The 24,844-nt window shown below is 70.6% G+C and carries 20 protein-coding genes; 8 read left to right on the top strand and 12 right to left on the bottom strand.

Features of this window, described 5'->3' with window-relative positions:
• Together AB0P18_RS07855 and AB0P18_RS07850 are read left to right on the top strand one after the other, a co-directional pair.
• Positions 1-1,296 (top strand): DUF58 domain-containing protein, encoded by a 1,296-nt coding sequence (locus tag AB0P18_RS07855; RefSeq protein ID WP_363359601.1) that lies wholly within the window; start codon positions 1-3, stop codon positions 1,294-1,296.
• Between the two features lie 143 nt (positions 1,297-1,439).
• Positions 1,440-2,252: an aquaporin gene (locus tag AB0P18_RS07850; protein ID WP_344052435.1), complete on the top strand. Its 813-nt coding sequence runs from the start codon at positions 1,440-1,442 to the stop codon at positions 2,250-2,252.
• Positions 2,253-2,310: 58 nt separating this feature from the next.
• On the opposite strand, the gene AB0P18_RS07845 is transcribed toward AB0P18_RS07850, so the two are convergent.
• Positions 2,311-3,306: a stage II sporulation protein M gene (locus AB0P18_RS07845; RefSeq protein ID WP_363359600.1), complete on the bottom strand. Its 996-nt coding sequence runs from the start codon at positions 3,304-3,306 to the stop codon at positions 2,311-2,313.
• A 16-nt stretch (positions 3,307-3,322) separates the two neighbouring features.
• Between AB0P18_RS07845 and AB0P18_RS07840 the strand changes: the two genes are divergently transcribed.
• A complete protein-coding gene (locus AB0P18_RS07840) occupies positions 3,323-4,177 on the top strand; it encodes an RDD family protein (protein WP_363359599.1) in 855 nt (284 codons plus the stop codon).
• A 9-nt stretch (positions 4,178-4,186) separates the two neighbouring features.
• Here AB0P18_RS07840 and ahcY read toward each other — a convergent pair whose 3' ends face one another.
• Positions 4,187-5,647, bottom strand: coding sequence for an adenosylhomocysteinase (gene ahcY, locus AB0P18_RS07835; RefSeq protein ID WP_363359598.1), 1,461 nt, complete (start codon positions 5,645-5,647; stop codon positions 4,187-4,189).
• 29 nt (positions 5,648-5,676) lie between these two features.
• Positions 5,677-5,886: a DUF3499 family protein gene (locus AB0P18_RS07830; RefSeq protein WP_344052427.1), complete on the bottom strand. Its 210-nt coding sequence runs from the start codon at positions 5,884-5,886 to the stop codon at positions 5,677-5,679.
• Positions 5,887-6,145: 259 nt separating this feature from the next.
• On the opposite strand from AB0P18_RS07830, the gene AB0P18_RS07825 reads away from it, so the two are divergent.
• On the top strand, positions 6,146-6,499 hold the full coding sequence (locus tag AB0P18_RS07825; protein ID WP_363359716.1) for a metallopeptidase family protein: 354 nt from the start codon (positions 6,146-6,148) through the stop codon (positions 6,497-6,499).
• A gap of 8 nt (positions 6,500-6,507) precedes the next feature.
• On the opposite strand, the gene AB0P18_RS07820 is transcribed toward AB0P18_RS07825, so the two are convergent.
• The 4 genes from AB0P18_RS07820 to manA form a co-directional block, all read right to left on the bottom strand.
• Positions 6,508-7,926 (bottom strand): DUF5719 family protein, encoded by a 1,419-nt coding sequence (locus AB0P18_RS07820; protein ID WP_363359597.1) that lies wholly within the window; start codon positions 7,924-7,926, stop codon positions 6,508-6,510.
• The gene (locus AB0P18_RS07815; RefSeq protein ID WP_363359596.1) at positions 7,923-10,769 is read right to left on the bottom strand and encodes a glycosyltransferase; all 2,847 of its coding nucleotides are present in this window, start codon (positions 10,767-10,769) and stop codon (positions 7,923-7,925) included. Before AB0P18_RS07815 ends, AB0P18_RS07820 begins: the two co-directional genes overlap by 4 nt.
• 92 nt (positions 10,770-10,861) lie before the next feature.
• Positions 10,862-11,182 (bottom strand): WhiB family transcriptional regulator, encoded by a 321-nt coding sequence (locus tag AB0P18_RS07810; RefSeq protein WP_344052421.1) that lies wholly within the window; start codon positions 11,180-11,182, stop codon positions 10,862-10,864.
• A 146-nt stretch (positions 11,183-11,328) separates the two neighbouring features.
• Positions 11,329-12,489, bottom strand: a complete 1,161-nt coding sequence (gene manA / locus AB0P18_RS07805; RefSeq protein ID WP_363359595.1) for a mannose-6-phosphate isomerase, class I — start codon at positions 12,487-12,489, stop codon at positions 11,329-11,331.
• A gap of 42 nt (positions 12,490-12,531) precedes the next feature.
• Between manA and AB0P18_RS07800 the strand changes: the two genes are divergently transcribed.
• Genes AB0P18_RS07800 through AB0P18_RS07790 form a run of 3 tightly spaced genes read left to right on the top strand, consistent with a single transcriptional unit; the run spans position 12,532 to position 16,259 of the window.
• Complete coding sequence (locus AB0P18_RS07800) at positions 12,532-13,935, top strand: O-antigen ligase family protein (RefSeq protein ID WP_363359594.1); 1,404 nt, start codon at positions 12,532-12,534, stop codon at positions 13,933-13,935.
• Positions 13,932-15,251, top strand: coding sequence for an O-antigen ligase family protein (locus AB0P18_RS07795; protein ID WP_363359592.1), 1,320 nt, complete (start codon positions 13,932-13,934; stop codon positions 15,249-15,251). The genes AB0P18_RS07800 and AB0P18_RS07795 overlap by 4 nt, the downstream gene beginning before the upstream one ends.
• A 12-nt stretch (positions 15,252-15,263) precedes the next feature.
• Positions 15,264-16,259, top strand: coding sequence for a glycosyltransferase (locus AB0P18_RS07790; protein ID WP_363359591.1), 996 nt, complete (start codon positions 15,264-15,266; stop codon positions 16,257-16,259).
• A 6-nt stretch (positions 16,260-16,265) separates the two neighbouring features.
• Here the strand turns inward: AB0P18_RS07790 and AB0P18_RS07785 are convergent, their stop codons facing one another.
• Together AB0P18_RS07785 and AB0P18_RS07780 are read right to left on the bottom strand one after the other, a co-directional pair.
• The gene (locus AB0P18_RS07785; protein WP_363359590.1) at positions 16,266-17,006 is read right to left on the bottom strand and encodes an ABC transporter ATP-binding protein; all 741 of its coding nucleotides are present in this window, start codon (positions 17,004-17,006) and stop codon (positions 16,266-16,268) included.
• Positions 17,006-17,815, bottom strand: coding sequence for an ABC transporter permease (locus AB0P18_RS07780; RefSeq protein ID WP_363359589.1), 810 nt, complete (start codon positions 17,813-17,815; stop codon positions 17,006-17,008). The genes AB0P18_RS07785 and AB0P18_RS07780 overlap by 1 nt, the downstream gene beginning before the upstream one ends.
• Positions 17,816-17,919: 104 nt before the next feature.
• On the opposite strand from AB0P18_RS07780, the gene AB0P18_RS07775 reads away from it, so the two are divergent.
• Positions 17,920-20,025 (top strand): acyltransferase family protein, encoded by a 2,106-nt coding sequence (locus AB0P18_RS07775; protein WP_363359588.1) that lies wholly within the window; start codon positions 17,920-17,922, stop codon positions 20,023-20,025.
• A 9-nt stretch (positions 20,026-20,034) separates the two neighbouring features.
• Here the strand turns inward: AB0P18_RS07775 and AB0P18_RS07770 are convergent, their stop codons facing one another.
• The 3 genes from AB0P18_RS07770 to AB0P18_RS07760 all read right to left on the bottom strand — a co-directional run bounded on the left by AB0P18_RS07770 (position 20,035) and on the right by AB0P18_RS07760 (position 24,843).
• A complete protein-coding gene (locus AB0P18_RS07770; RefSeq protein WP_363359587.1) occupies positions 20,035-22,128 on the bottom strand; it encodes an acyltransferase family protein in 2,094 nt (697 codons plus the stop codon).
• Positions 22,125-23,276 carry a UDP-galactopyranose mutase gene (gene glf, locus AB0P18_RS07765; protein WP_363359586.1) on the bottom strand — a complete coding sequence of 384 codons (1,152 nt, stop codon included), beginning with the start codon at positions 23,274-23,276 and terminating at the stop codon, positions 22,125-22,127. Before glf ends, AB0P18_RS07770 begins: the two co-directional genes overlap by 4 nt.
• A gap of 154 nt (positions 23,277-23,430) precedes the next feature.
• Positions 23,431-24,843, bottom strand: coding sequence for a bifunctional dTDP-4-dehydrorhamnose 3,5-epimerase family protein/NAD(P)-dependent oxidoreductase (locus tag AB0P18_RS07760; protein ID WP_363359585.1), 1,413 nt, complete (start codon positions 24,841-24,843; stop codon positions 23,431-23,433).
• Position 24,844: the final 1 nt, after the last annotated feature.

Genomic DNA, 24,844 nt, shown 5'->3' with positions numbered 1-24,844 from the left:
GTGTTCGTCACCGGCCGCCTCCCCCTCCTCGTCGCCCTCGGCGCCGTGCCCGTCGTGCTGCTCTCGCTCGCGGGTGTGAACGCATGGATCGGCGCGGCGGGCTGGCTGCTCCTGTGCGCGGCGGCGGCTCTCGGCGACGCGGCCCTCGCTCCCAATCCCCGCGTCCTGCGGGTGAACCGCGATGAACCCGCCCGAGCGCTGCTCGGCCAGCGTGTGGAGACCGGCATGTGGCTGACCAACCCCGGGGAGCGCCGGGTGCGCGGGCGGATGCGCGACGCCTGGCAGCCGACCGCGGGAGCGCCGGAGGCGCGCATCCCGATCGATGTGCCTGCCGGAGAGCGTCGCCGCGTCACCGTGCCGCTGGCGCCGCGGCGCCGGGGCGAGCTGAGGTCGGAGTTCGTCGCCGTGCGCGCGGACGGTCCTCTGGGACTCGCGGGCAGGCAGGCCACGGTGACGTCGCGGGGCAGCATCCGGGTCCTTCCCCCGTTCACGGCACGACGTCACCTGCCGTCGCGGCTCGCGCGGCTGCGCGAGCTGGACGGCAACACGAGCGTGCAGGTGCGCGGGCAGGGCACCGAGTTCGACAGCCTTCGCGAATACGTGCGCGGAGACGACGTGCGCTCGATCGACTGGCGCGCCACGGCCCGGGCGGGCACGACGATGCTGCGCACGTGGCAGCCCGAGCGCGACCGGCACGTCGTGATCGTGATCGACACGGGGCGCACTGCGGCGGCGCGCGTCGGCGACGGTGTGCGCCTGGATGCCGCGATGGAGGCGGCTCTGCTGCTCGCCGCCCTCGCATCCCGCGCAGGCGACCACACGCATCTGCTCATGTTCGACCGGACGACCCGGGCGCGCGTGACTCGGGTGGATGGCCCTGCGCTGCTGCCCGCGCTCGTGGACGCGATGGCGCCCGTCGAGCCGCAGCTGATCGACACGGACTGGGACGCGGCGTTCGCCGCGGTGCGGAGCCTCACCTCTCGCCCGTCGCTCGTCGTGCTGCTGACGGCGCAGGATGCTCCGGATGCCGCTCGCGGGTTCCTCGGATCCCTTCCCGCCCTCGCCCGCCGCGCGCACGTGCTCGTCGGCACGGTGACCGACGCCGAGCGGGTGCCGGCAGCGGACGCCGCGGCGGCGTACCGCGAGGCCGCCGCGGAGCGCGCCTCCCGCGACGCCGCCGCGGTCGCCGCCGCGGTCGCCCGCGCGGGCGGCGAAGCGATCAGCGCGGATGCCGAGGCCCTGCCGCCCCGGATCGCCGACCGCTATCTGGCGCTGAAGGCGGCGGGGCGACTCTGACGCCGCCGCGACGGGACGAACATGACGCCGGATGACCGGCATCCGCGCCCTGCCGACCACGCTCCCTGGGAAGTTGCTGAGCATGCCCTAGGCTCTGGGTCGGCGGATCCGCCGCCCGTTCCGATCAGAAGGAGCTTCGAGTCATGAGCGACCCGCGTCCTGACAAGCCCGTCGAGCCGACCGAGCTCGATCACACCCCCGCGGAGGTCCCGGCCGGACCCTCGACCGCGGCCACCCTCATCGCTGAGGCGTTCGGCACCCTGCTGCTGGTCCTCGGCGTCATCAGCACGGCCCTGTTCGCTGCGAACTTCGGCGCGAGCGACAACGGCACTTCGCTCGGCGTCGGCTTCACCGGCGTCGCCCTCGCCGTCGGCATCACCGTGATCGCGGGCGCGTACGCGTTCGGTCCGATCTCGGGTGGCCACTTCAATCCGGCCGTGACCCTGGGCCTCGCGGCCGCGGGTCGCTTCCCCTGGAAGAGCGTCATCCCCTACGTGATCGCCCAGATCGTCGGCGGTCTCGTCGCGACGACCCTCATCGTGCTGATCGGCATCTTCGGCCCGGACGGCTGGCTGTCCGCGGCGCAGGACGGCGGATTCGCGAGCAACGGCTTCGGTGAGCTCTCCCCCGGCGGCTTCGGCCTGGGTGCGGCGATCATCGTCGAGGTGCTGTTCACGGCGCTGTTCGTCACGGTGATCCTCGGTGTCACGCACTCCACGCGCGGCTCGAACTTCGCGGGCCTCGCGATCGGTCTGACCCTCGTGCTCATCCACCTCGCGATCATCCCCATCGACAACGCGTCGGTGAACCCGGCCCGTTCGATCGCGACCGCGGTGTACGGCGGCGGCCTGGCGTTCAGCCAGGTGTGGGTGTTCATCGTGTTCCCGATCATCGGCGGTCTCATCGCCGGCTTCGCCTACCGGGCGCTGTTCGACGGGACCCGCAAGAAGGCCTGAGTCTGCTCTGCCGAAAGGGCCGGTCCGCTTCGCGGCCGGCCCTTTCGCTCTGCCGGGGTCAGCCAGCGGTGAGCGTGGGGGTGCCGGCCTCGTACTCGGTCACGTCGCCCGTCTCGCCGCGCCGATGGGCGCGGCCGCCGACGAAGACCATGTAGAACACGAACACCCCGAGCGCGAGGGCGCCGATGCCGATCTTCACGGGCCACGGCCAGGGCTGGGCGGTCACGAACCCCTCGATCAGGCCCGACAGTCCGAGGGCGATCACGAGCCCGAGCGCGATCGTCGCGAGGGAACGACCGGCAGCGGCCAGCGCCTCCCCGCGGGAGCGCCGTCCGGGGGCGACCCAGGCCCAGAAGATATGGAGCCCCGCCGCGCCGGCGACGAAGATGCACGTCAGCTCGAGCAGGCCGTGCGGGAGGATGAACAGCAGGAACACCTCCCCGCGGTCGAACGCGAGCATGACCGCGGCGGCGGTGCCCACGCCCACGGCGTTCTGCACGAGCACCATGATCGGCCAGATGCCGGTGATGCCGAAAAGAACGCACTGCGCGGCGATCCACGCGTTGTTCGTCCACACCGTCCCGGCGAACACGGCGGCCGGGTTCTCGCTGTAGTACCCGGTGAACTCGTTCTCGGCGTAGTACTCCAACTGCGCCCGGCTGCCGAGCGACGCGACGAGCGCCTCATCACCAGAGATCCAGAATGCGACGAGCGCGGTCGCCGCGATGAACAGCACGGCGATCACGAGCGTCGTCCACCGCACCCGGTACAGCGCCGCGGGCAGTTGCAGCGCGAAGAACCGCGGAATCTGCCGCACCACGTTCTCCGGAGCCCCGGTCAGGCGCAGCCGCGCCCGGGCCAGCATCGTCGAGACATGGTCGCCGTGCGCGGTGCGGCCGGCGGACGTCTTGATGTCGGCGAGATCCGCGGATGCCGCACGGTAGCGCGTGACGAGCTCGTCAACCTCGCTCCCGGACAGCCGGCGCGAGCGACTGAGCTCGTCTAGCCGCGCCCACTCGGCGCCGCGCGCGGCCGCCAGAGCGTCGAGGTCCATGCGGTTAACTGTACGCATGCCCGCACCGACACCCCCTGCCGCACGGGTGGTGGATCTCGCCCAGGACGAGATCCTCACGGGCGAGGCTGTGGCGCTCGACGTGCAGCCGGTCGGGTACTTCCTCCGTGCGTTGGGCGCGCTCATCGACGTTCTCCTGGGCGTCGTCGTCTTCGTGCTCCTCGCGCTGGTCGCGATGTGGCTCGTCGGGCAGGGGGCGCTGGATGCCGCCACCCTGCCGATCCTCACGATCGTGGTCCTGGTCACCGTGACCGTCGCGATCCCCACCGTCGTCGAGACGATCACCCGTGGACGCAGTCTCGGCAAGCTTGTCGTGGGCGGACGGATCGTCCGCACGGACGGCGGCGCGTCCGGGTTCCGGCAGGCATTCATCCGGGCACTGGTGGGCGTGTTCGAGATCTGGCTCACGGTCGGGGCGGTCGCCGCGCTCGTCGGCGCCTTCACACCCCGCGCGCAGCGGCTCGGCGACCTGATGGCCGGCACCTACTCGGAACGCACACGCACGCCGAAGCTGCCGCCGCCTGCTCCGCCGGTGCCGCCCGCCCTCGCCGGATGGGCGCCCACCGCCGATGTGGCCCGCCTCCCCGACCGCCTGTCGCGCCGCATCGCGCAGTTCGTGCAGAACGCCGACGCGATGCAGCCGCCGCAGCGGGCCCGGCTCGCGCAGGCCCTCGCGGCGGAAGCGTCGGAGCACGTGTCCCCGGTCCCTCCCGTGGATGCGGAGACGTTCATCCGCGCGGTGGTCGCCGTCCGCCGCGACCGCGAGCTGCGCGCGCTTCAGCTCGAGGACCAGCGTGTCGCCGCGCTCACGGCATCGGCATCCGGCACCCCACGGGGGTTCCCGGAGCGCTGACCCGCGGGTTCAGTACCGGTAGTGCTCCAGCTTGTAGGGCCCCTCCACCGGGACGCCGATGTACGCGGCCTGCTCCGGGCTCAGTTCGGTCAGCTCGACACCGAGCGCCGCGAGGTGCAGCCGCGCCACCTTCTCATCGAGCGCCTTGGGCAGCGTGTAGACGCCGACCGGGTACGCCTGGATGTTGGTGAAGAGCTCGAGCTGGGCGAGCACCTGGTTCGTGAAGGACGCACTCATGACGAACGAGGGGTGCCCGGTGGCGTTCCCGAGGTTCATCAGGCGACCTTCGCTGAGGACGAGCACACTGCGCCCGTTCGGCAGCCGCCACTCGTGCACCTGCGGCTTGATCTCGATCGCCTCGGCGCCCGGGAGCGACTCGAGCCCGGCCATGTCGATCTCGTTGTCGAAGTGGCCGACGTTCGCGACGATCGCGAGGTGCTTGAGTCCCAGCAGGTGCTCGACGGTCACGACGTTCTTGTTGCCGGTCCCGGTCACGACGAGATCGATCTCGCCCAGCACCGACTCCAGGCGCGCCACCTGGAAGCCGTCCATCGCGGCCTGCAGAGCGCAGATCGGGTCGACCTCGCCGACGATCACGCGTGCCCCCTGGCCGCGAAGCGCTTCCGCCGCACCCTTGCCAACGTCGCCGTACCCCACGACGAAGGCGGTCTTGCCGCCGATGAGCACGTCGGTGGCCCGGTTCAGTCCGTCGGGGAGCGAGTGACGGATGCCGTACTTGTTGTCGAACTTCGACTTGGTGACCGAGTCGTTGACGTTGATCCCCGGGAACAGGAGCTGCCCTGCTGCGGCGAGCTCGTACAGGCGGTGGACGCCTGTCGTGGTCTCCTCCGTCACTCCGATCAGTCCCTCCGCGAGACGCGTGAAGCGCTCGGGGTCGCGCTCGAGGCTCGACCGAAGCGTGTCGAGCACGATCCGGTATTCCGCGGAGTCCGAGGGGGCGGCATCCGGCACCGCGCCCGCGCGCTCGAACTCGACGCCCTTGTGGACGAGCAGGGTCGCGTCGCCGCCGTCGTCGAGGATCAGGTTGGGTCCGGCGAAGCCTTCGGCCGACCAGTCGAAGATGCGGTCGGTGCACGCCCAGTATTCGGCGAGCGTCTCGCCCTTCCACGCGAAGACGGGCACACCCGCGGGTGCGTCGACCGCGCCGGTCGGACCGACGGCGACCGCGGCGGCGGCTTCGTCCTGCGTGGAGAAGATGTTGCAGCTCGCCCAGCGCACCTGCGCACCCAGAGCCGTCAGGGTCTCGATCAGCACAGCGGTCTGCACGGTCATGTGCAGCGACCCCGCGATGCGGGCACCGGCCAGGGGCTGGGCGGGGCCGAACTCCTCGCGCAGGGCCATGAGACCCGGCATCTCGTTCTCGGCGAGACGGATCTGGTGACGCCCGGCTTCGGCGAGGCTCAGATCGGCGACGTGGAACTCGAGGGCGGCGGCGACATCAGTGCTCATCCGCCCATTCTCCCAGACGGGCCGGCGCGTCAGCGCTGCGCGAGCGTCTCGTGACGGACGACGACCCAGCCCTTCGGCATCGACAGCCGGTCGGTGTGGATCGCGCACAGGTCGTGGGCGTGCGGGTCGCCACCGAACCCGAGGGGTCCGAGGACCGCCATCTGGTCGCCGTAGTCGTAGGTGAGGGTGGAGACGGCCTCGCGGGCGCATCCCACCTTCGAGCAGAGTCGTTCGCGCATCGCCTCCACGCTATCCGCGCCCGCCGCACCCGCGTCGCCGCCGCGCCGCGCACCCCACCCCTCCCCCACGTTGGCGACACCAACCTGCGATGGCGCTTCAGATTTCGTGGGGCCATCGCAGGTTTCCGGCGCCGACGCAGCGAGCGACCCCGCGACATAGGATCGGAGCATGGCATGGCGGCGCAGCAAGGAGCATGCACCCACTCCCGCGCGCCGACCGTCCCGCCACGGCCGCCACGGCCGCGAGGGCCGGAGTCCGATCGTGCGCCCGCCGCTGCCGCCGCTGGAGACCCGCGTCGATCGCTTCGACCTCGCTGTCGGCACGGCGGCGGAGTTTCTCCGTTCGGCCTGGCCCGAACTGCGCGACGTGAGCTTCGAGGTCGGCGACATGCCCCCCTCGACGGACGACGACGGCATCCCCCGCTGGCGGGCGCTGACCGACGAGAAGCGCATCATCATGTACCGCCTCCCGATCGAGCGACTGAGCCACCTGCACCGCGACGACGACCTGCACCGCCGCATGATGGTCGAGAGCAGCGTCTTCCGGGCCGCGGCGGAGTACCTCGGCCGCGACCCGTGGGACCTCGGGCCGGAACGGTTCCGCTTCTTCTGAGTGCGGCCCTACGGGTAGACCGTGATCTCGCCCGCGGCGGCATCCGACGGCCACACCGGGAATCCGGCGAGCGCGCCGTCGCCGCTCTGCGTGAGACCCGCGCGGATGCCGCCCCCCTCGGTGCTGAGCCGGTAGACGGTCCGGGCGGTGAGCGGCACCGAGGCCGACGCCCCGGGGGCGACCGTGACCTGCTGGGCGAACGCGCCGTCCACGGCGTCCACGCTCACGGTGACCGCCGTGTCGGTCGGATTCGCGAGCGCGAGGACCGGCGCGGGGCCGGGCGGCGCGGCGAACAGGCTCGGCGCCTCCACTTCGGGTGCGGCGGCGTACCACGCGAAGTCCGATCCCTCGCCGAATCCGGTGGTCTCCCACACGGCCGCCACGACGGGTGACTCGGCGGTCACGACGACGGTGTAGTCGCCGGCGACGAGGGTCGGCAGCTCCACCTCGGTGGGGATGCCGGCGGTGACCGGCACGGTCTCGGTCGTGGGCGGCCCCGCCGCGGCCCCGATCGCGGTCGCGGTGATCGTGACGGTCGTGTCCGCGTCGGCGGAGAGGATGCGCACGAGCGTCGCGGTTCCGGTGGCGCCGTCCGCACCGGGGTTCTGCGTCACACTGACTCCGGGGACCACCTGCGTCTTCGCCGACGCGGCGATCGCGCCGACCTGGTCGACGCCGCCCGGAACGAGGGTGCGGGTGATGCTCGTCTGCAGCGCCGCCTGCACGGGTGCGCCGGTCGCCGTGACCCGCACCACCGGGCTCTCCTCCCCGAGGACGAGACCGGCCAGGGGAACGACGATCTGCGCGCCGGGCGCGACGACGAGGTCGGTGCCGCCGGGCGGGTTCTGCACGCCGGCAGCACCGTAGACGGTGAGCTGCACGGTCGCGGGGACGGTGCCGGGGTTCGCCAGCAGCACGACGTCGGAGGCGCCGGTCGCGGCCGATCCGCCCACGAGCCACGACTCCATGAGCGCGGGCCGGCACGCGGACGCGGCGAATCCGCGGAGATCGTCGGCCGAGACCGTGGCGGATCCGGATGCCGCGACGTCGGTGCGCGCGCCGGCCGCGGGGGCCGCGACGACGACTGTCGGCGCGGAGACGCCGTCGATCGTCGGTCCGGACAGCGACGCCGACGAGGGTGTCGGGTCGCCCTGCGCGACTCCGCTGATCACACTCTGCGGCGCAGCGGTCTCGATGCGCGAGGCATCCACCGCGTCCCGCCCGATCGCGAGGACACCGCCCGTGCACACAAGGACGCTGTCGGCCGGCGCCGGGGTGGCCGCGACCTGTACGGGCTCTCGCCCCAGCGTCGGCCACGCGATCGAGACCGAGGTGACGACCGCGATCACGAACGCGATCGCCACGAGCGTGCCGGCCAGCAGCCGCGCGCTCGTGGTCGCCCATCGGAAGGCGGGGCGGTCGGTCATCGGCCTTCCCTCCAGTGCGGTCCCACGACGCGGGGCGCGCGGCGGGCTTCGCGACGCGACGCCGCCGTCGGGATCGCGAGCAGCAGCGCCACGAGCACCGCGCCGAGCTGCACGAGTCCGATCGTGCGGGACAGGTCGTGGACGGATGCCGACGCCGAGGCGCGCGGCTGAACGTCCTGGGTCACGCGCCAGAGCGCGCCCTTCGCGGTATCGCCCACGGCGTCGAGGCCGTCGCGCTGGTTGAGCGCGGTCTCGGCGGAGAGCCGGAAGGCGCGCGAGAGGTCGGACTCGGGCGCGGCGACCGGGGCCAGCAGGACGAAGCTCACCCCGTCCGCGGCGAGGTCTCCGACGACGTCCTCCGCGGATGAGGTCACCAGGTTCGCGGTGAGATCCGCCACTTCGTCGTCTGAGGGGATGCCGGCCGTGCGCGTCGACAGGATCGTCGCCTGTCCGTTCAGGGTCTGACTCCCGCCCCAAACGACCCGCGCCGACACGCCGCCCTCGTTCTGCGGGGTGAGGATGATCGTCCCCACTTCCGGATCCTCCCGGCCCGCCGCGGCGACGTACGCCGGCAGGGTGCTCGCCGGGCCGTTCGTGAGAAGGGACGTGCCCCGCGCCATCGACGTGAGCGCCGGAACGGCGAGCACGAGCACACCGACCATCGCGACGGTCGCCGCAACCGTGCGCACCGCGGCGAGCCGCGGTGCGAGCCCGGCATCGAGGGCTGCGAGCGCGCCGCCGACCGCGCCGAGCCAGGCGAGGCTGAGTCCGGTCCCGGGCCAGAGCGCGACGGGGAACGACTGCGCGAACGCGACCGAGATGCCGACCGCTCCGAACGCGGTCGCGAGGCCGAGCGCCGTGATCACCAGCAGGGTGATGCCGGCCGCCCAGCGCTGCGTGAGCGGGGCGATGACCGCGAGCAGCGCGACGGGCGCCGCGAGCAGCGGCACCCACCACGTCGGCACGCCCGGCAGGAACCCCGCCCAGCCGACCAGGTCGGGGGTCGGGATGCCGGCGGCCAGCAGCGCCCGCCCCGCGGCATCCGCCGCCACTTGCGGCCCCGCCCACACCAGACCCGGGTCGGCGAGCAGCCCCCACGCATTGCCGGTGCGCAGCTGGCGCCACACGAGGGGCGCCGCCAGCAGGGCCCCCGGCACGGCGATCCAGATGAGTCGCGCGACGCCGCGCCCGCGGCGGAGCACCACGGTGAGCACGATCGCCCCGACGAGCGCGACGACCAGAGCAGGGGCGAGCGAGGGTGCGCACGCGATCACGGCGGCGAAGAGGAGGGATGCCGCTCCGGACGCGACCCAGGAGCGCTGCGCGACCGAGCCGGCGTAGAACAGCCAGGGCAGCAGGAGGTGCGCGAGCACGGCGCTCGGCCGTCCCTGCGTGAGGGCGGCCAGGAAGGTCGGCGCGAGCGCCCAGAGCGCGCCGCCCGCGAACCGCAGCACGGAGCGGTCGGTCACGCGCGTGGCGGCGAACCAGCCGCCGAGCGCCGCGAGGGGCAGGGCGGCGAGCCACACGATCACGAGGGCGCGGGACGGGTCGAAGGGCCAGAGCGTGCCCACGACAGCGAGGACGGCGGCGAACGGGTCGGCCGGGCCGATCGTGTCGAAGCCCGATGCGCGCAGGCCGTAGGCCGCCTCGGCCCACAGCTGCGCGACGCCGGCCACGAGCGGCTGCAGTCCGCCCCCGCCGAGCACCGTCCACGCGGCGAGCGCCGGGAAGGCCGCGATCGACACGACGATCGCCCCGAGCACGAGCCAGGCGCCACCGCCGGTGAAGAAGCGCAGGTCACCGCGTCGTGCGGGATCGATCGAGTCCGCATCGTCGTCGAGCTGCTCGCGCAGGTCGCGCTGCGAGACGCGCAACGGAGTGATCTGCGCCCACGACGCGGCGCGGGACGTGCGGATCCGTGTGCGAGCGCGTGCGACGGACGGCAGTCGGACCAGGGCCGCCAGCGCCGCCTGCCACTCGGGCATCACGAATCCGGGCTGCTTCCGCACGAGCTGGAGGATCGTTCGCCACACCGCGATCGGCAGGATGGCGAGCCAGAGGAAGAACACCGCGACCGGTGAGGCGTACACGAGTCGGCGGTGCAGCTGGGCGGTGCGGGAGGCGAAGGCGCGCCTGCGGCGCCGCGGAGCGGTGAGCGGGGCAGGGAGCCCCGCCACGCCGTCACCGGCGACCGCGACGAGGGCGGTGGGGACCAGCAGCACGCGGGCCCCGCTCAATCGTGCGCGCACGCCGAGGTCCAGACCTTCGTCCGCTCCCGAGAGCGATCGGTCGAGGCCGCCGAGCGACCGCCATGCGTCGGTGCGGGCGAGCACTCCGCGGACGTCGGACCCGAGGACGTCTTCGCGGGCGTCGTGCTGACCCTGGTCGAGTTCGTCATCGGCCAGTTCGATCGTGCGGCCGAAGCCGGTCATGCTGACCCCGAGCGACACGATCGACGTGCGGTCGTCCCAGCGGACGAGCTTGGGCGCGACGAAGGCCACCGACGGGCCGAGCTCGAGGGCGCCGACGAGGCGGGCCAGCGCCTCCGGCTCGGGAGCGGTGTCCTGCGCGAGCAACCACACCGCGTCGCCCCTCACGCGCAGGGTCGCCATCGCGGTCGCCGCAGCGAACGTCGTGGACGCGGGCGCCGTGATCACCGATTCGGCCCCGGACGCGGCAGCCACGGCGGCGACACCCGGGTCGTCACCGCACGCGACGATCGTGAGCGCATCGACGCGCCGCGTCTGCTCGCCCAGGGCCGCGAGCGTGCGGCGCAGGTGGTGCGCCGCCGGCGTGCGACCGTCGGGGCGCACGACGAGGATGGCGTGGACTCTGGCGGGCATGACGTGGTCAGCCTAGGTCGGCGGCGGCGGCGAGCCGCGCGCACGCGCCGCGAGGGCGCGAACGCGACCGGATCGCTCTGCGGCTCAGCCGGTCAGCTGGCGCGGCGCTTGAGCTTGCGGCGCTCGCGCTCGCTCAGGCCGCCCCAGATGCCGAAGCGCTCGTCGTTCTGCAGCGCGTACTCGAGGCACTCGCCCCGGACGTCGCACGTCGTGCAGATCTTCTTCGCGTCGCGGGTCGATCCGCCCTTCTCGGGGAAGAACGCCTCTGGGTCGGTCTGCGCGCACAGCGCATCGGTCTGCCAGCCGAGCGGGTTGCCCTCTTCGTCGGCCAGCGGCCGACGGACTCCGGGAACCCCGAGCTGGACCGGGTCGACGAACCAATTGTCGGGAACGCCGGAACGGTAACCCGTCATCTCGTTCTCCTTGCTGTCATCCCCCCACGCTGTTCGCGTGTACGAGTAATTACACCCGTGTAGTTCGCCAGGGTCAAGTCGCAGATCGTAAAGCCTCATCCCGGACTTGAACGTTTACGACGCGCCAGCGGCGTGTCGCGCTCGGATCACGATCCGGACACGCCCGGCTGAGCGACGAACAGCTCACCGCGTCCCGAGGCGACGGGACGCTCGTCGGGCGTGATCAGCACCGCCTGACCGGGGCGCAGGGACACGGGCTCGCCCGCCGCACCGCGCAGCGTCACCTCACCGGCGGTGGCGACGGCGATCGCGACACCGGTGAGCGCGAGCGCGTCGTCGGCATCCGCCACCTCCACACGCGTCAGGGCGAAGTCGGGCGCGGGCGTCGGGTAGACGAACACTCCCCCGCCGCGGGATTCCGCGCGGACGACCGGAGCAGGGCCCGGTGTCGCGTCGAGCACGGCGACGAGCTCGTCCACGTCGATGTGCTTGGGAGTGAGCCCGCCGCGCAGCACGTTGTCGCTCGCGGCCATGAGCTCGACACCCAGCCCCTTGAGGTAGGCGTGCAGGACGCCCGCCGGGACATACACGCCCTCACCGCGGCGCAGGGTCACGAGGTTCATGAGCAGCGCCACGACGATGCCCGGGTCGCCCGGGTTCGTGGCGGCCAGGCGGCCCACGAGCGCGAACTCGGCCGCGAACGCATCGGACCGGGTGCGCGCCGCGGCGGCCACCACGTCGTCGACGGTCGCGGACGAGTCGCCCGAGAGCAGCCACTGGATCGTGTCGCGGAGCGCGGGGGCGGCGTCCGGCCCGCTCAGTCGCGCCGCGAGATCGTCGCCCGCGGGCCCGAGCTCCGCCAGCAGGCGCTGCGTGGCGTCGAGGTCGCGGAGCCCTGCGAGCGCGGTGAACTCATCGCTGATCGCGACGATGAGTTCGGGCTTGTGGTTGTCGTCGCGATACGTGCGCGTCCCGGCGTCGCGTGGGATGCCCGCCGCCTCCTCGCGCGCGAATCCTTCGATCGCCTGCGCGCGCGAGGGGTGCGCCTGGATCGAGAGGGGGGATGCCGCCGCCAGGAGCTTCAGCAGATAGGGCAGGCGCTCCGGCGCCCCGGTGCCGGCGCCCTCGTCGCGGAGCCAGTCGCCGAGCGGGCGGCCGTCCGCCACCCGGGCCGGGCAGCCGGGATGATCGCCGAACCAGATCTCGGCCTCCGGCTGCCCGGATGCCGGTCGGCCCTCGAGGTCGGCCAGGAGGTTCGTGGAGCCCCAGTCGTAGTCCCGAGGCGTGTTCGTGATCGGCGCGAGCATGCCTCCAGGCTAGAGGGCGCCAGCCGGTAGCCTGATCTCACGATGGCCGTCCACTCGAAGCACCCCGCGTCGGCGCCCCCCGCCGCACCCGCCCGTGAGAAGACGGGCCATCTTCTGCTTCGCGGCTGGTGCATCTTCGTTCTCTTCATGGCGCTGTCCGGGACCGCGTGGATCAACGCGTTCGGCGAGATCCCGACCGCCGTGATCACGATCGCCGGCGGCCTGCTCTCGATCGGCCTGTGGCTCGCGGTCCGCCCGCCCGTGCAGTGGCGGCGCCTGCCGTGGTTCGCGATCAGCTATGTCGTGTGGGCGACCGCGTCGATCATCTGGTCGGCATGGCGTGAGGCCTCCGCGCTCACGCTCCTCCTGCTCGTGATCACGACCCTGCAGGGACTCTTCATCGGGAGCGTCCTGACGTGGCGCGAGATCGTCCGCGCGCTCGCGTCGGCGCTGAAGTGGGTCATCGCGCTGTCGCTCGCGTTCGAGCTGTGGGTCTCGGTGTTCATCGGCGGCCCGATCCTGCCCGGATTCATCATCCCGAGCGAGCCCGCGGACGACCCGATCGTCTACTGGTCGCGCGACAACCTCTTCGACGGCGGGCGCCTCCAGGGCATCATGGGCAACGCGAACCTCCTGGGGCCGGTCGCGCTCCTCGCGATCATCGTCTTCGCGATCCGTTTCGCCGCGCGCGCCCCGCGCCGCTCGCTCCTGATCGGCTGGATCGTCGTCTCGGGCTTCCTGTTCTTCCGCGCCTCCTCCGCCACGGCCTACGTCGCGGCGGTCGCGGTCGTCGTCGTGCTCGTCACGGTCCTGCTCATGCGCCGCGCGAAGCGCCCCGGCGAGCGCACCCGGTACTACATCGCGTACGCGGTCGTCGGCATCGGCGGGCTTCTCGCGTTCTGGTTCCTGCGCGGGCCCGTGTTCGAAGCGCTCGGCCGCAGCGCCGACCTCACCGGTCGCGAGCGCATCTGGGAGGACGTGCTCGCGCGGGCGAACGAGCACCCGTGGATCGGCTGGGGCTTCTCCACGCCGTGGATCACGACCGACCCGGCCTTCGACGGCTGGATCACCGACCACGGGCAGACCGTGATGCAGGCCCACAACATGTGGATCGACGTCTACCTCCAGCTCGGCGTCATCGGCGTCTTCCTGATGGTGATGACCTACCTCGCCTACATCTGGCGCTCGTGGTTCTTCGCCGTCGACCGGCCGCGCTGGGACCTGCGCGCCGACCGCCCGTACTCGCCGCTGACCCTGCTGCCGACCCTGCTCGGCGCGGTGCTGCTCGTGCAGGGCCTGGCGGAGTCCAGCCCGCTGCTGCTGTGGGGCTGGATGCTGGTGGTCCTGCTCGCGTTCAAGATCAAGCAGTCCCCGCACGTCGGCGAAGGCGCCGCAGAGATGCGCATCGCGATCGAGCGTGGCGAATTGACCACGCAGGCCTCATGACGACGGCGGGCGCGCCGCCCGCCCGCTGGATCGCGCTGCTCGCCTCGGCCGACCTCGCGCGGGCCTTCACGATCGCGGTGTTCGGCGCGGTGTTCTCGGCGTTCGCGATCGAGCGGATCGCGGGTCGGGTCACGTACGCGTCTATCGTCGTCGCGCTGTGCGTCCTCGGGCTCGGGATGCTGATCTCCCGGCGTCGGGAGATCTCGCTCGTGCGGCTCGTACCCACGACCGTGCTGCTGTTCGTCGCGTGGGCGCTCGCGAGCGTGTTCTGGAGCCAAGACACCTCCGGCTCGTTCTGGGGCTGGGTGTCGCTGTTCGGCCTGGCCTTGCTGGCCGTGGTGATCGGTCACGTCCGCGACACGCTGCAGACCGTGCGCGCGCTCGGCGACGTGCTCCGCGTCCTCCTCTCCGTGTCGCTCGGCATGGAGATCCTGTCGGGCGTGCTCCTGGACATCCCGATCCGGTTCCTCGGCATCCAGGGCAACATCGCCCAGTTCGGACCGGTCCAGGGCATCTTCGGCACGCGCAATCTGCTCGGATTCGTCGCCGTGATCGCTCTCATCACCTTCCTGATCGAGTACCGTACCCAGACCGTGCGGCTCGGCGTCTCGGTGTACTCGGTCGTGCTGGCGGGCGGTCTCGCCGCCCTCAGCGACTCCCCCACGGTCCTCGTCCTCGCCGTCGCGGTCGGACTCGCCGTCGGCGCGCTCGCGCTCGTCCGGCACGCCCGTCCCGCCGACCGCTCCGCACTGCAGTGGACGTTCGGCGGGGTCGTCGTCGCCGGGCTCGCCGTGGGCTATGCGGCGCGGCATCCGATCATCGCCCTGCTCGGCGCCGGGTCGGACTTCGCGACCCGCGTGACGCTGTGGAACACGATGGTGGACTACCTGCGCTCCAAGCCGGTGCAGGGCTGGGGCTGGTTCGGGCCGTGGGACGGGGCGGAGTTCCCGTTCAGCGCGATCAACTACACGCTGCGCACGAGCCACGCGAGCGGGCTGAACGCCTACTTCGACGTGCTGCTGCAGCTCGGCTGGATCGGCCTGCTGCTGTTCGCCGGTCTCGCCGGCGTCGCTCTCGTGCGCTCGTGGCTCGACGCGAGTCAGCGCCGCTCGGTCATCTACGCGTGGACACCGCTCGTCCTGATCGCTCTCCTCGTGGACTCGATGTTCGAGAGCTTCACGCTCACCGGCTTCGGGTGGCTGCTGCTCGTGCTGTGCGCCGTGCGCGCCGGACAGTCACGCTCGTGGCGCGAGCGGATCGATGCGGGCGGACCCCTGCTCCCCCGCATCCAGGAAGCGCCGGGTGGGTCGCGGTAGGATGCTCAGGCCATGCCCCGTACAGCTGACAAGCCCGAGATGACGTCGACGACCCCCTTCGATCCTGCTTCCGCAACGATCGCGATCGTCACCTACAACCGCTCGGGTCTCCTCACGCGGCTGCTGGAGAGCATCACGAAGATGGACCCGAAGCCGGGTCACGTCGTGATCATCGACAATGCCTCGGTCGACGACACGACCGAGCTCGTCGAGTCGTACCGCGAGAAGCTCGGCACCGAACTGGTCTACCGGCGGCTCGAGACCAACACCGGCGGGTCCGGCGGCTTCAGCGAGGGTATGCGCACCGCGTACGAACTCGGCTCGACGTGGATCTGGCTCATGGACGACGACGTCGAGGTGCTCCCCGACGGTCTCGCGCGCATGGGCGCGTGGGCGCCCCGGTTCAAGAGCATCCAGGGCCGGCGCTACGACTACGACGGCAGCGAGTTCTACTGGCAGTACCGGGTCGCCGAACCGCTCGGCATCCCGATTCCGTTCGCGCCCGCAGGCTTCGACGCGTCCGGCTTCAAGCCGATGAACTCGGGCTGCTTCGAGGGCATGTTCATCCACCGCGACATCGTCGAGCAGATCGGTCTGCCCGACCCGCGCTTCTTCATCTACTGGGACGACCAGATGTACGGCTGGCTCGCCTCACGCAAGACCACGTCGGTCATCGTGGACGAGTTCGTCCTGCGACGGACCCGCGAGATCAAGCAGTGGGACATGGGCATCCGCCACATGAACGCCTCGAGCAACGCGTACCGGTACTACATCATGCGCAACCGCGGCCACATGAAGAACTACTACCGCTCGCTCGGTGTGTACAACCCGGTGCTGTTCGGCATCGGCACGGCTCTGACCTTCGGCAAGGAGCTCATCCGGCTCGTCGCCGTCGAGCGGACCGTCCGCGGAACCTCGAACCTCTTCCGCGGCATCCGCGACGGCGCCAAGATCGCGCGGGATGCGTCATGGAAGCCGATGCCGCCGCTCGTGGGCGCCGCGGGCTGACGTGCCTCAGCCGGCGTTGTAGTCGGCGTTGTAACGGTCGAGCACCTCGGCGATCGGCGCGTCCATGACGAGGCCGCCTTTGTCGAGGTAGAGCCCTCGCTCGCAGAAGCGGCGGAGGTCCTTCTCGTTGTGGCTCACGAAGAAGAGCGTGCGCCCCTCGGAGAGCAGTTCGTCGATGCGCGTGTAGCACTTCTCGCGGAACGCCTTGTCGCCGACGGCGAGCACTTCGTCGACGAGCAGGATCGGCTCTTCGAGCTGAGAGACGACCGCGAAAGCCAGACGCACCTTCATGCCGTTCGACAGGTGCTTGTACGGCGTGTCGACCGACTCGTGCAGCTCGGCGAAATCGATGATCCCGTCGAAGCGCCGAGAGACCTCGGCGCGCGACATGCCGTGCAGCCCGGCGGTCAGTCGCACGTTCTCGCGGACGGTCAGGTCGCCGACGAAGCCGCCGGTGATCTCGATGAGCGGCGCGACTCCGCCGTTGACCTGGACCTTGCCCTCGTCGGACAGGAGCACTCCCGCGACGAGCTTGAGGAGGGTGGACTTGCCCTGACCGTTGCGTCCCACGACACCGATCGACTCGCCGGGCCGCACGTCGAACGACACGTTGCGCAGCGCCCAGAACTCCCCGGGCTTCGACCGCCGCGAGGAGTCCGCGAAGAGATCCTTGAAGCTGCGGCGCCCCCGCCGGTTGCGCCGGAACCGCACTCCGAGGTCGTGCACCTCGATCGCGAGATCGCCCATCACAGCTCCTTCAGCACGGGACGCTCGAGCCGACGGAAGACCAGGATGCCGAGCGCGAGGAATCCGAGGCTCATCACTGCCCCGACGACGACGCTCAGCGTGTCCCATACCTCGGGGAAGAAGCCCACGCGGTACAGCGTGAAGATGCCCGACAGCGGGTTGAGGGCCGCGATCTCGGGGAAGACGCCCGGCAGGTCGGAGACGGAGTAGATGATCGGCGAGGCGTAGAACAGCACACGCAGGATGAGCTTCGTCGTGCGCTCGAGATCGGTGTACATGACGCAGAGGGGCGCGACGAGGAGGCCGAGGCCGACCAGGAGCGCGGTCTGGAGCAGGATCGCGACGGGGAAGAGCAGAAGCCCCCAGTTCAGCGCGACCGGAGTGGCACTGGTGAGGGCCGCGACGATCACGAAACCGGCCAGCACCGGGAGCGAGCAGAGGAACTCGATGCCTTTGCTCAGCACGATCCTGTTCACCCAGATCGTGCGCGGGATCGCCGTGGAGCGGACGAGCCGGGCGTCCTTGTTGAACGCGCGCGTGAAGTCCGAGACCGCGGCGTTGAACCAGACCCACGGCAGGAGCGCGGTGATGAGGAACACGATGTACGGCTCGTGTCCGACCGTGCGCTGGAAGACCTGCGTGAAGACGAACCAGTAGATCAGGCTCATCACGAGCGGGTCCAGCACCGACCAGAGGTAGCCGAGCGCGCTCGTGGCGTATCGGACCCGGAGGTCTCGTGCGGTGAGCAGCCACAGCGAGTGGAGATAGCGCCGAGGAGAGCCCGGAGCGCCGACGGCGGCTGTGGTCACGGAGTCGAGTCTATGGGGACGGATCACACCCGCGCGGTGGCGGGGAGCCTGTAGCGACGGACGCTACGCTGGATCCCGCCGCGATGCAGAAGGAGCGGGCATTTGTGACGAAGACCGCTACTGAGGCACGGGTGCCGGCGACAGACGCGCCACACCGCACGCCGGTCGTCCGCCCGGAGATTCAGGCGCTGCGCGCGGTAGCCGTGCTCGGCGTCCTGCTGTTCCACCTGTGGCCCCTCCGTCTGCCGGGCGGCTACGTCGGCGTCGACGTCTTCTTCGTCGTCTCGGGATTCCTCATCACCGACCACCTCGTGCGCGACCACGTCCGTCGCGGTCGTATCTCGCTCCCGGGATTCTGGGCGCGACGCGCACGACGGCTGCTGCCGGCATCCCTCCTCGTCCTCGCTGCGACGGCGATCGCTGTGTACGTCCTCGTACCGCTCACGAGGTGGCCGCAATTCGGCCTGGAGATCATCGCCTCCGCCTTCTATGTCGAGAACTGGGCGCTGGCGGCGCAGTCCGTGGACTACATGGCGTTGTCGAACGTCAAGTCGCCGGTGCAGCACTTCTGGACCCTGGGTGTGGAGGAGCAGTTCTACCTCGTCTGGCCCCTGCTGCTGATCGGAGGCGCCTACCTCGCCGGCCGGATGCGGCGCACCGGGCTTCGGGGAATGGCGGGGGCCGTCCTGGTCACGACCCTTGCGAGTTTCGTCTTCTCCGTCGTATACACGGCTCTCGTACCCACGGTCGCCTACTTCTCCACCGCGACGCGCGCGTGGGAATTCGGGGCGGGCGCGCTCCTCGCGCTCGTCTTGCGCCGGACCCCCACCCCGATCACCGGAGGCGTCGCTGCAGCCTCGTCTTGGGCAGGCTTCGCGTTGCTTGCCGTCGCCATGTTCCTCTTCACCGGCGCGACGCCCTTCCCTTCGTACACGGCCCTGCTGCCCGTGCTCGGTACCGTCCTGGTCGTCGTGGCGGGCGCCCCACGTACCCGGTGGGCTCCGACGAGGCTTTTCTCGGTGCGGCCGGTGCAGTTCGTGGGCGACGTCTCCTACGGCGTCTACCTCTGGCACTGGCCCCTCATCGTCCTTCTCCCGTACGCGCTCCTGGCGCCGCTGAACACCTGGCAGTCCGTCGCCGTCGGCGCCGTCTCGATCGCGCTGGGGTGGGCGTCCAAGGTCTTCATCGAAGATCCGGTGCGCTCACACCGATGGCTGGCCTCCGCACGACCGCGACGGTCCCTCGTCGCGGCGGGCGGCGGAATGCTCGTCGTGATGGCGATGAGTCTCCCGCTCGCGCTGTCTACGGTGCCGCCGCCGCCGCAGGTGCCGGCTACCCTCCCGGCGTGCTGGGGCGCGACCACGATGTCGGATCCGCAGTGCGGGGGCCCGTCCGTGGCGCCCCTGCGCGCCCCCGCTCCCTCGTTCGCCTCGGACCTCCCGACCGCCGAGGTCGCCGCGTGCGAGCTCACCGTCGAGCTCGTGACGTATCGTCGCTGCGATCTGCGGACACCCGATGCCGATAAGGACCGGACGATCGCGCTCGTCGGCGACTCGCACGCGACTCGGTGGGTCGAGACCTTCGAGCGCGCGACGGGGGAGAAGGGGTGGGGACTGTCCACCTTCCTCGTCTCGGGATGCCCGCTCGTCTCGCTCGAGCCGCTCGGCAGTGCGTGGGGATACGATCCGGTCGGTGCGCAGCTGTGCCCGCAGCCGACAAGGGCGGTCATCGATGAGATCGTGGCCGACCCTGCCATCACGGACGTCGTGCTCACGAACCGCACACGGCTGTACGTCTCCGACGACCCCGCCGATCACCCCCTGTCTCCGGATGCCGTCGCCGCCACGATCCGCACGCTGCAGGGTGCGGGCAAACACGTCATCGTGCTCGTCGACCATCCGGAGACCGCCCGTATCCCCGTGCAGGGCGGGGCCGGGGCCCCCGACTGTCTCACGGTGCGCGACGCGCAGGAGTGCGCGATGCCGCGCAGCGATGCCGACTTCGCGGACCCGATGCGCGCGGCGGCTGTCGAGACGGACGCCGACCTGCTCGACCTCACGGCGCAGTTCTGCGACGACGCACGCTGCCATTGGCAGATCGGGGGGCTCGTGGTCTACACGGACGACAACCACATGACGCGGTCGTTCGCGGCGACCCTCACCCCCGCGCTCGTCGAGGCCCTCTCGTCCCTGAGCTCCGACGGGCGATGACGGCGGCGGTCAACCGGCCTCGATGACACCCGCCGCGGCGAGTTCCCGCGCGAGCAGAGGCGCCAGCGTCGCCGCGTACATGTGGGTGAGGTGGTTGTCGTCGAGGTACACCGCGACGTTGCCGATGACCGGGAGGCACACGTCTTCCGGGCACAGGTAATCGGACAGATCCACCAGGTGAGCGTCTCCGGCCGAGCCGCGGGCCGGATCGAAGCGCGCGAGCGCGTCCGACCGATCCGCGCGGCAGAGGACCGAATCGGCGCCGTTCTCGACCACGCACTCGAAGATGTCTTCCGTGAAGCGCGGGTTGTCGCGGAACAGGACCACCTCGGCGCCCGTCGACTCCAGCGACTCGACGGTCTCCTCCAGCCCGCCCAGCGCGCGCTCACCCGGTCCTCCCGGTTCGGTCTTCGTCGCCATGCCGAAGACGAAGTCCGGCTGAAGTCGCTGGATGTACCTATCGGCAGCTGCCCGCCACCGCACGCAGTCCTGGGATCCGGGGACCGGTGGCTCGTCGGCGGCGAAGGAGCATCCGCCCTTCAGCAACGCGACGACGTTCCACCCCTGCTCCCGCGCGAGCGGGAGCACCGCCCCCATCCACTGCTGGGCGTGCGAGTCGCCGACGACGACCACTGTGCCCGATGGCTCACCGACGGAGGTGAGCTGGGCGCAGGTACGGGCGACCAGGGGCGAGGTCGGACGGAACGCTCCCTCGCAGTCGGACTCCAACGCCACCCACTCGTCGCCGATCGACGTCGGATCAGGGAGCAGCGGCACACCCGCCCGCACCGGGACGCCCTCGCCGAAGGGAAGCGCCGCGGCCCCTGGGTAATCGCTGGCGAACTCTGCCGCGGCAGACTCCACGCGGACCCGCTCGGCGACCTGCCACAGCGTCAGCGGCACTGCAACCGTCGCGATGCACGCCAGGATGACGACACCTCCGAGCACCGGCCGTGCATCCAGCGCGGTCAGCCGGCGAATGGGGTTCTCGACGCCCCCTGCAACGAGGCGGGCGAGCACGAACGAGATGACGATGATCGCGAGGCCGGCGAAGGGACCGACGCTCGTCCGGTCCGTCACGATCAGCCACGTGATCAGGACAGGCCAATGCACGAGATAGAGCGCGTAAGCGTCGCGACCGAGGAAGCGGAGCGGTCGCGATGCCAGGAGGGAGGACGGCGCCCCCCGAGCGGGAGCCACTCCTCCGAGGATCACGGCGGCGGTGCACAGCACGGGCCAGAGGGCGAGGTAGCCGGGGAACCCGCCTCTCACGTCGATCACGATGCCGCACGCGACGATCCCGATGACGCCCACCCAGCCGAGCACGGCTCGGACGGCGGCGGGCGCCCGGAAGAAGGGGATGGCCAGCGCGACGAGCGAGCCGGCGGCGAATTCCCAGAGACGGGTGCGCGTGTCGAAGTAGGCGAACGTCTGATTCGTCGCGGTCTCATGGATGGAGAACGCGAGCGAGGCCGCGAAGATCAGGCCGAAGACGACGGCCAACAGCAGATCTGCCCGGATCCGCGTGCGCCGGACGACGAACGCCACGACGAGGAAGATGAGCGGCCAGAGGAGGAAGACCTGACCCTGAACGGAGAGCGACCAGAAGTGCTGGAGAGCGCTCGGGATCTGCGCGTCACGTGCGTAGTAGTCGACCTCGGAGAACGCCAGCTCCCAGTTCTGGACGTAGAACAGCGACGCCCACGTCTGCCGCCAGAGGGTGGACCACACGGTCTGCGGGTACAGGAAGTAGGCCGTCGCGAGGACACCGAGCAGCGTCACCACCGCGGCCGGCAGGAGTCGCCGGAACTTGCGGAGCCAGTAGGTGCCGACACGCATGCGAGCACCGTGCTTCATGCGACGGGCGAAGGACGCGGTGAGGAAGAACGCGGAGATCATGAGGAAGACGTCCACACCGCCGGACACCCGGCCCAACCAGACGTGGTAGACCACGACGAGCAGGATGGCGAGGGCCCTCAGCCCGTCGATGTCGGCTCGATACGCTACGGAGCCGTCGGCGGACAGCGGAGTGCGCGGCAGTCCCGCATGCTCACCCGCGGAGGAGGATCGGGCGTCCTCGACGGGGGTGGCGACCGAGCTCACGAGCCCGTCTGGTCGGCGAGCTGGTTGTTCCACATCGACAGCGCGGAGCCGATGGCCATGTGCATATCAAGGTACTGGTACGTGCCGAGGCGGCCGCCGAAATGCACGTCCCTCTCCCCCTTTGCCAGCTCGCGGTAGGCCAGGAGACCAGCGCGATCCTCGGCGGTGTTGACCGGATAATAGGGCTCGTCCTCGCGCGTGGCGAATCGGGAGAACTCGCGCATGATGACGCTCTTGTCGGACGGGTACCGATCGGCGCGCTCAGGATGGAAGTGCCTGAACTCGTGGATACGGGTGTACGGGACGTCGGCGTCGGCGTAGTTCATCACGGGGGTCCCCTGATAATCGCCGACGGGCACGACCTCCTGCTCGAAATCGAGCGTGCGCCACGACAGTGCACCCTCAGCGTCGTCGAAGTAGCGGTCGATCGGACCGGTGTAGACGATCGGGAGCTGGCCGACCGTCGCCGCCTTGTGGATCGGCTGGGTCTCGTCGAAGAAGTCGGTGTCGAGCTTCACCTCGATGTTCGGGTGGTCTGCCATCCGCTCGATCCAGGCGGTATAGCCGTCGGTGGGCAGCCCCTCCCACGTGTCGTTGAAGTAGCGGTTGTCGTAGGTGTAGCGCACCGGCAGACGGCTGATCACCTCGGCGGGAAGGTTCTTCGGGTCGGTCTGCCACTGCTTTGCGGTGTAATCGCGGATGAACGCCTCATAGAGAGGGCGTCCGATGAGCGCGATACCCTTCTCCTCCAGGTTCGCGGCGTCCTTGGCGTCGAACTCCCCCGCCTGCTCCTGAATGAGGGCACGGGCCTGATCCGGAGAGTACGCAGCCGCGAAGAACTGGTTGATCGTGCCGAGGTTGATGGGCAGCGGGAAGACGACGCCCTTGTGGTTGGTGTACACCCGGTGGACATAGTCAGTGAAGGTAGTGAACCGGTTCACATACTCCCAGACCGCCGGGTTGGAGGTGTGGAACAGGTGCGCACCGTAACGGTGGACCTCGATGCCCGTCTCCGGCTCGTCCTCGCTGTAGGCGTTCCCGCCGATGTGCGTGCGCCGATCGATGACCGTCACTTTGCGGCCCGCAGAGGCGGCCCGCTCGGCGATCGTGAGGCCGAAGAAGCCGGAGCCGACGATGAGAAGATCCATGGGAACTCGCTTGGGGTTCGGGGTCAGGGGCGGCCAGAATCCTTCGCGGCCCCGCCGATTCTACCCGGGCAGTCCAGCCCGCACCTGATCGATCGCCTCACCGATGAGCGGTGGACCTCCCTCAGCCCTGCTGAGACACCCGGACTCTTCGCTGTCAGCGACGAAGGTAGGTCGCGAGTGAGTCTGCGGTGTCGGGTGCGGTGTGGCCGGTCGTGGTGATTTTGGTGAGGTCGAGGGTGCTGTTGTGGGGGCGTGGTGCGGTGGGTGTGGTGGCTGTGGCGTAGTACTGGGTGGTGGTGACCGGTGTGATGCGGTCGGGGTCGTGGCCGGTGAGTTCAAACACGGTGCGGGCGATGTCGGCCCACGTGGTGGGGGTGCCTGTTCCGGTGAGGTTGTAGGTGCCGTACGCGGGTCGGGTGTTGAGGAGGTGGTGGATGCCGGCGGCGAGGTCGGTGGTGAAGGTGAGGCGTCCGGTTTGGTCGTCGACGACCGTGGGGTTGATGCCGCGTTCGGCGAGGGAGGCCATGGTGCGGACGAAGTTGTTGCCGTCGCCGATGACCCAGCTGGTGCGGATGAGGTAGTGGCGGGGGACGGTGGTGATGATCGCGTCGCCGGCGGCTTTGGTCTGCCCGTAGACGCCGAGCGGGGTGACGGGGTCTTCTTCGGTGTATTCGCCGTGCTTGGTGCCGTCGAACACGTAGTCGGAGGAGACGTGGACCAGGGTGATCCGGTTCTCGGTGGTGATGCGGGCGAGGGAGGCGACGGCGGTGGCGTTCACGGCCCACGCGTCGGTGCGGCCGTCGGGGGTTTCGGCTTTGTCGACGGCGGTGTATGCGGTGGCGTTGATGATGGTGTCGTAGTCCCGCCAGCGCCGTGCGGTTGCCAGGTTCGGGGCGGTGATGTCCAGGGTGGCGCGGGTGGTGTATTCGATGTGGGGGTGCTCGCCGAACTCGTCACGGAGGGCGCGGCCGAGTTGGCCGTTCGCGCCGAGGATGAGGGTCTTGCGGGGCGGGACGGGGGCGACGTCTTTCAGGCGGGGGTGGGCGTGGTCTTTCGCGGAGATCTCCACGTCGGCCAGGGGGATGGGCCAGTCGATCGCGGCGGTCTCGTCGGCGAGGTTCAGGAAGGAATACCCCTCCCCGTTCGGGGACCAGTGGTCGTTGACGAGGTACGTGTACGCGGTGTCCGGTTCCAGGGTCTGGTACGAGTTCCCGACCCCGCGGGGCACGAAGATCGCCCTGGAAGGGTCCAGTTCCGTCGTGAACACGGCGCCGAACGTGGGGCCTTGCCGGAGGTCGACCCACGCGCCGAAGATCCGGCCGGTGGCGACGGAGACGAACTTGTCCCACGGTTCGGCGTGGATGCCGCGGGTGGTGCCGACCTGGTCGTTGAAGGAGATGTTGTTCTGCACCGGCCCGAAGTCCTCCAGGCCCAACGGGAGCATCTTCTCCCGCTGCCAGTTCTCCTTGAACCAACCTCGGTTATCGCCGTGCACGGGCAGGTCGAACACCACCAGACCCGGGATCGGGGTCTGCGTGCGCGTCAGGTCTTTGCCGAACTCCGTCATC

This window comes from Microbacterium sp. NPDC064584 (assembly GCF_040687315.1).
GTDB lineage: Bacteria > Actinomycetota > Actinomycetes > Actinomycetales > Microbacteriaceae > Microbacterium > Microbacterium lacus.
The sequence above is the reverse complement of the archived record's forward strand: the minus strand, read 5'-3'. Positions and strand labels throughout refer to the sequence as shown.

What these genes read in the sequence shown, in the direction of transcription:
- AB0P18_RS07850 (WP_344052435.1), top strand. Translation starts at nt 1,440, where the DNA reads ATGAGCGACCCGCGTCCTGACAAGCCCGTCGAGCCGACCGAGCTCGAT.
- AB0P18_RS07845 (WP_363359600.1), bottom strand. Translation starts at nt 3,306, where the DNA reads ATGGACCTCGACGCTCTGGCGGCCGCGCGCGGCGCCGAGTGGGCGCGG.
- AB0P18_RS07840 (WP_363359599.1), top strand. Translation starts at nt 3,323, where the DNA reads ATGCCCGCACCGACACCCCCTGCCGCACGGGTGGTGGATCTCGCCCAG.
- ahcY (WP_363359598.1), bottom strand. Translation starts at nt 5,647, where the DNA reads ATGAGCACTGATGTCGCCGCCGCCCTCGAGTTCCACGTCGCCGATCTG.
- AB0P18_RS07830 (WP_344052427.1), bottom strand. Translation starts at nt 5,886, where the DNA reads ATGCGCGAACGACTCTGCTCGAAGGTGGGATGCGCCCGCGAGGCCGTC.
- AB0P18_RS07820 (WP_363359597.1), bottom strand. Translation starts at nt 7,926, where the DNA reads ATGACCGACCGCCCCGCCTTCCGATGGGCGACCACGAGCGCGCGGCTG.
- AB0P18_RS07815 (WP_363359596.1), bottom strand. Translation starts at nt 10,769, where the DNA reads ATGCCCGCCAGAGTCCACGCCATCCTCGTCGTGCGCCCCGACGGTCGC.
- AB0P18_RS07810 (WP_344052421.1), bottom strand. Translation starts at nt 11,182, where the DNA reads ATGACGGGTTACCGTTCCGGCGTTCCCGACAATTGGTTCGTCGACCCG.
- manA (WP_363359595.1), bottom strand. Translation starts at nt 12,489, where the DNA reads ATGCTCGCGCCGATCACGAACACGCCTCGGGACTACGACTGGGGCTCC.
- AB0P18_RS07800 (WP_363359594.1), top strand. Translation starts at nt 12,532, where the DNA reads ATGGCCGTCCACTCGAAGCACCCCGCGTCGGCGCCCCCCGCCGCACCC.
- AB0P18_RS07795 (WP_363359592.1), top strand. Translation starts at nt 13,932, where the DNA reads ATGACGACGGCGGGCGCGCCGCCCGCCCGCTGGATCGCGCTGCTCGCC.
- AB0P18_RS07790 (WP_363359591.1), top strand. Translation starts at nt 15,264, where the DNA reads ATGCCCCGTACAGCTGACAAGCCCGAGATGACGTCGACGACCCCCTTC.
- AB0P18_RS07785 (WP_363359590.1), bottom strand. Translation starts at nt 17,006, where the DNA reads ATGGGCGATCTCGCGATCGAGGTGCACGACCTCGGAGTGCGGTTCCGG.
- glf (WP_363359586.1), bottom strand. Translation starts at nt 23,276, where the DNA reads ATGGATCTTCTCATCGTCGGCTCCGGCTTCTTCGGCCTCACGATCGCC.
- AB0P18_RS07760 (WP_363359585.1), bottom strand. Translation starts at nt 24,843, where the DNA reads ATGACGGAGTTCGGCAAAGACCTGACGCGCACGCAGACCCCGATCCCG.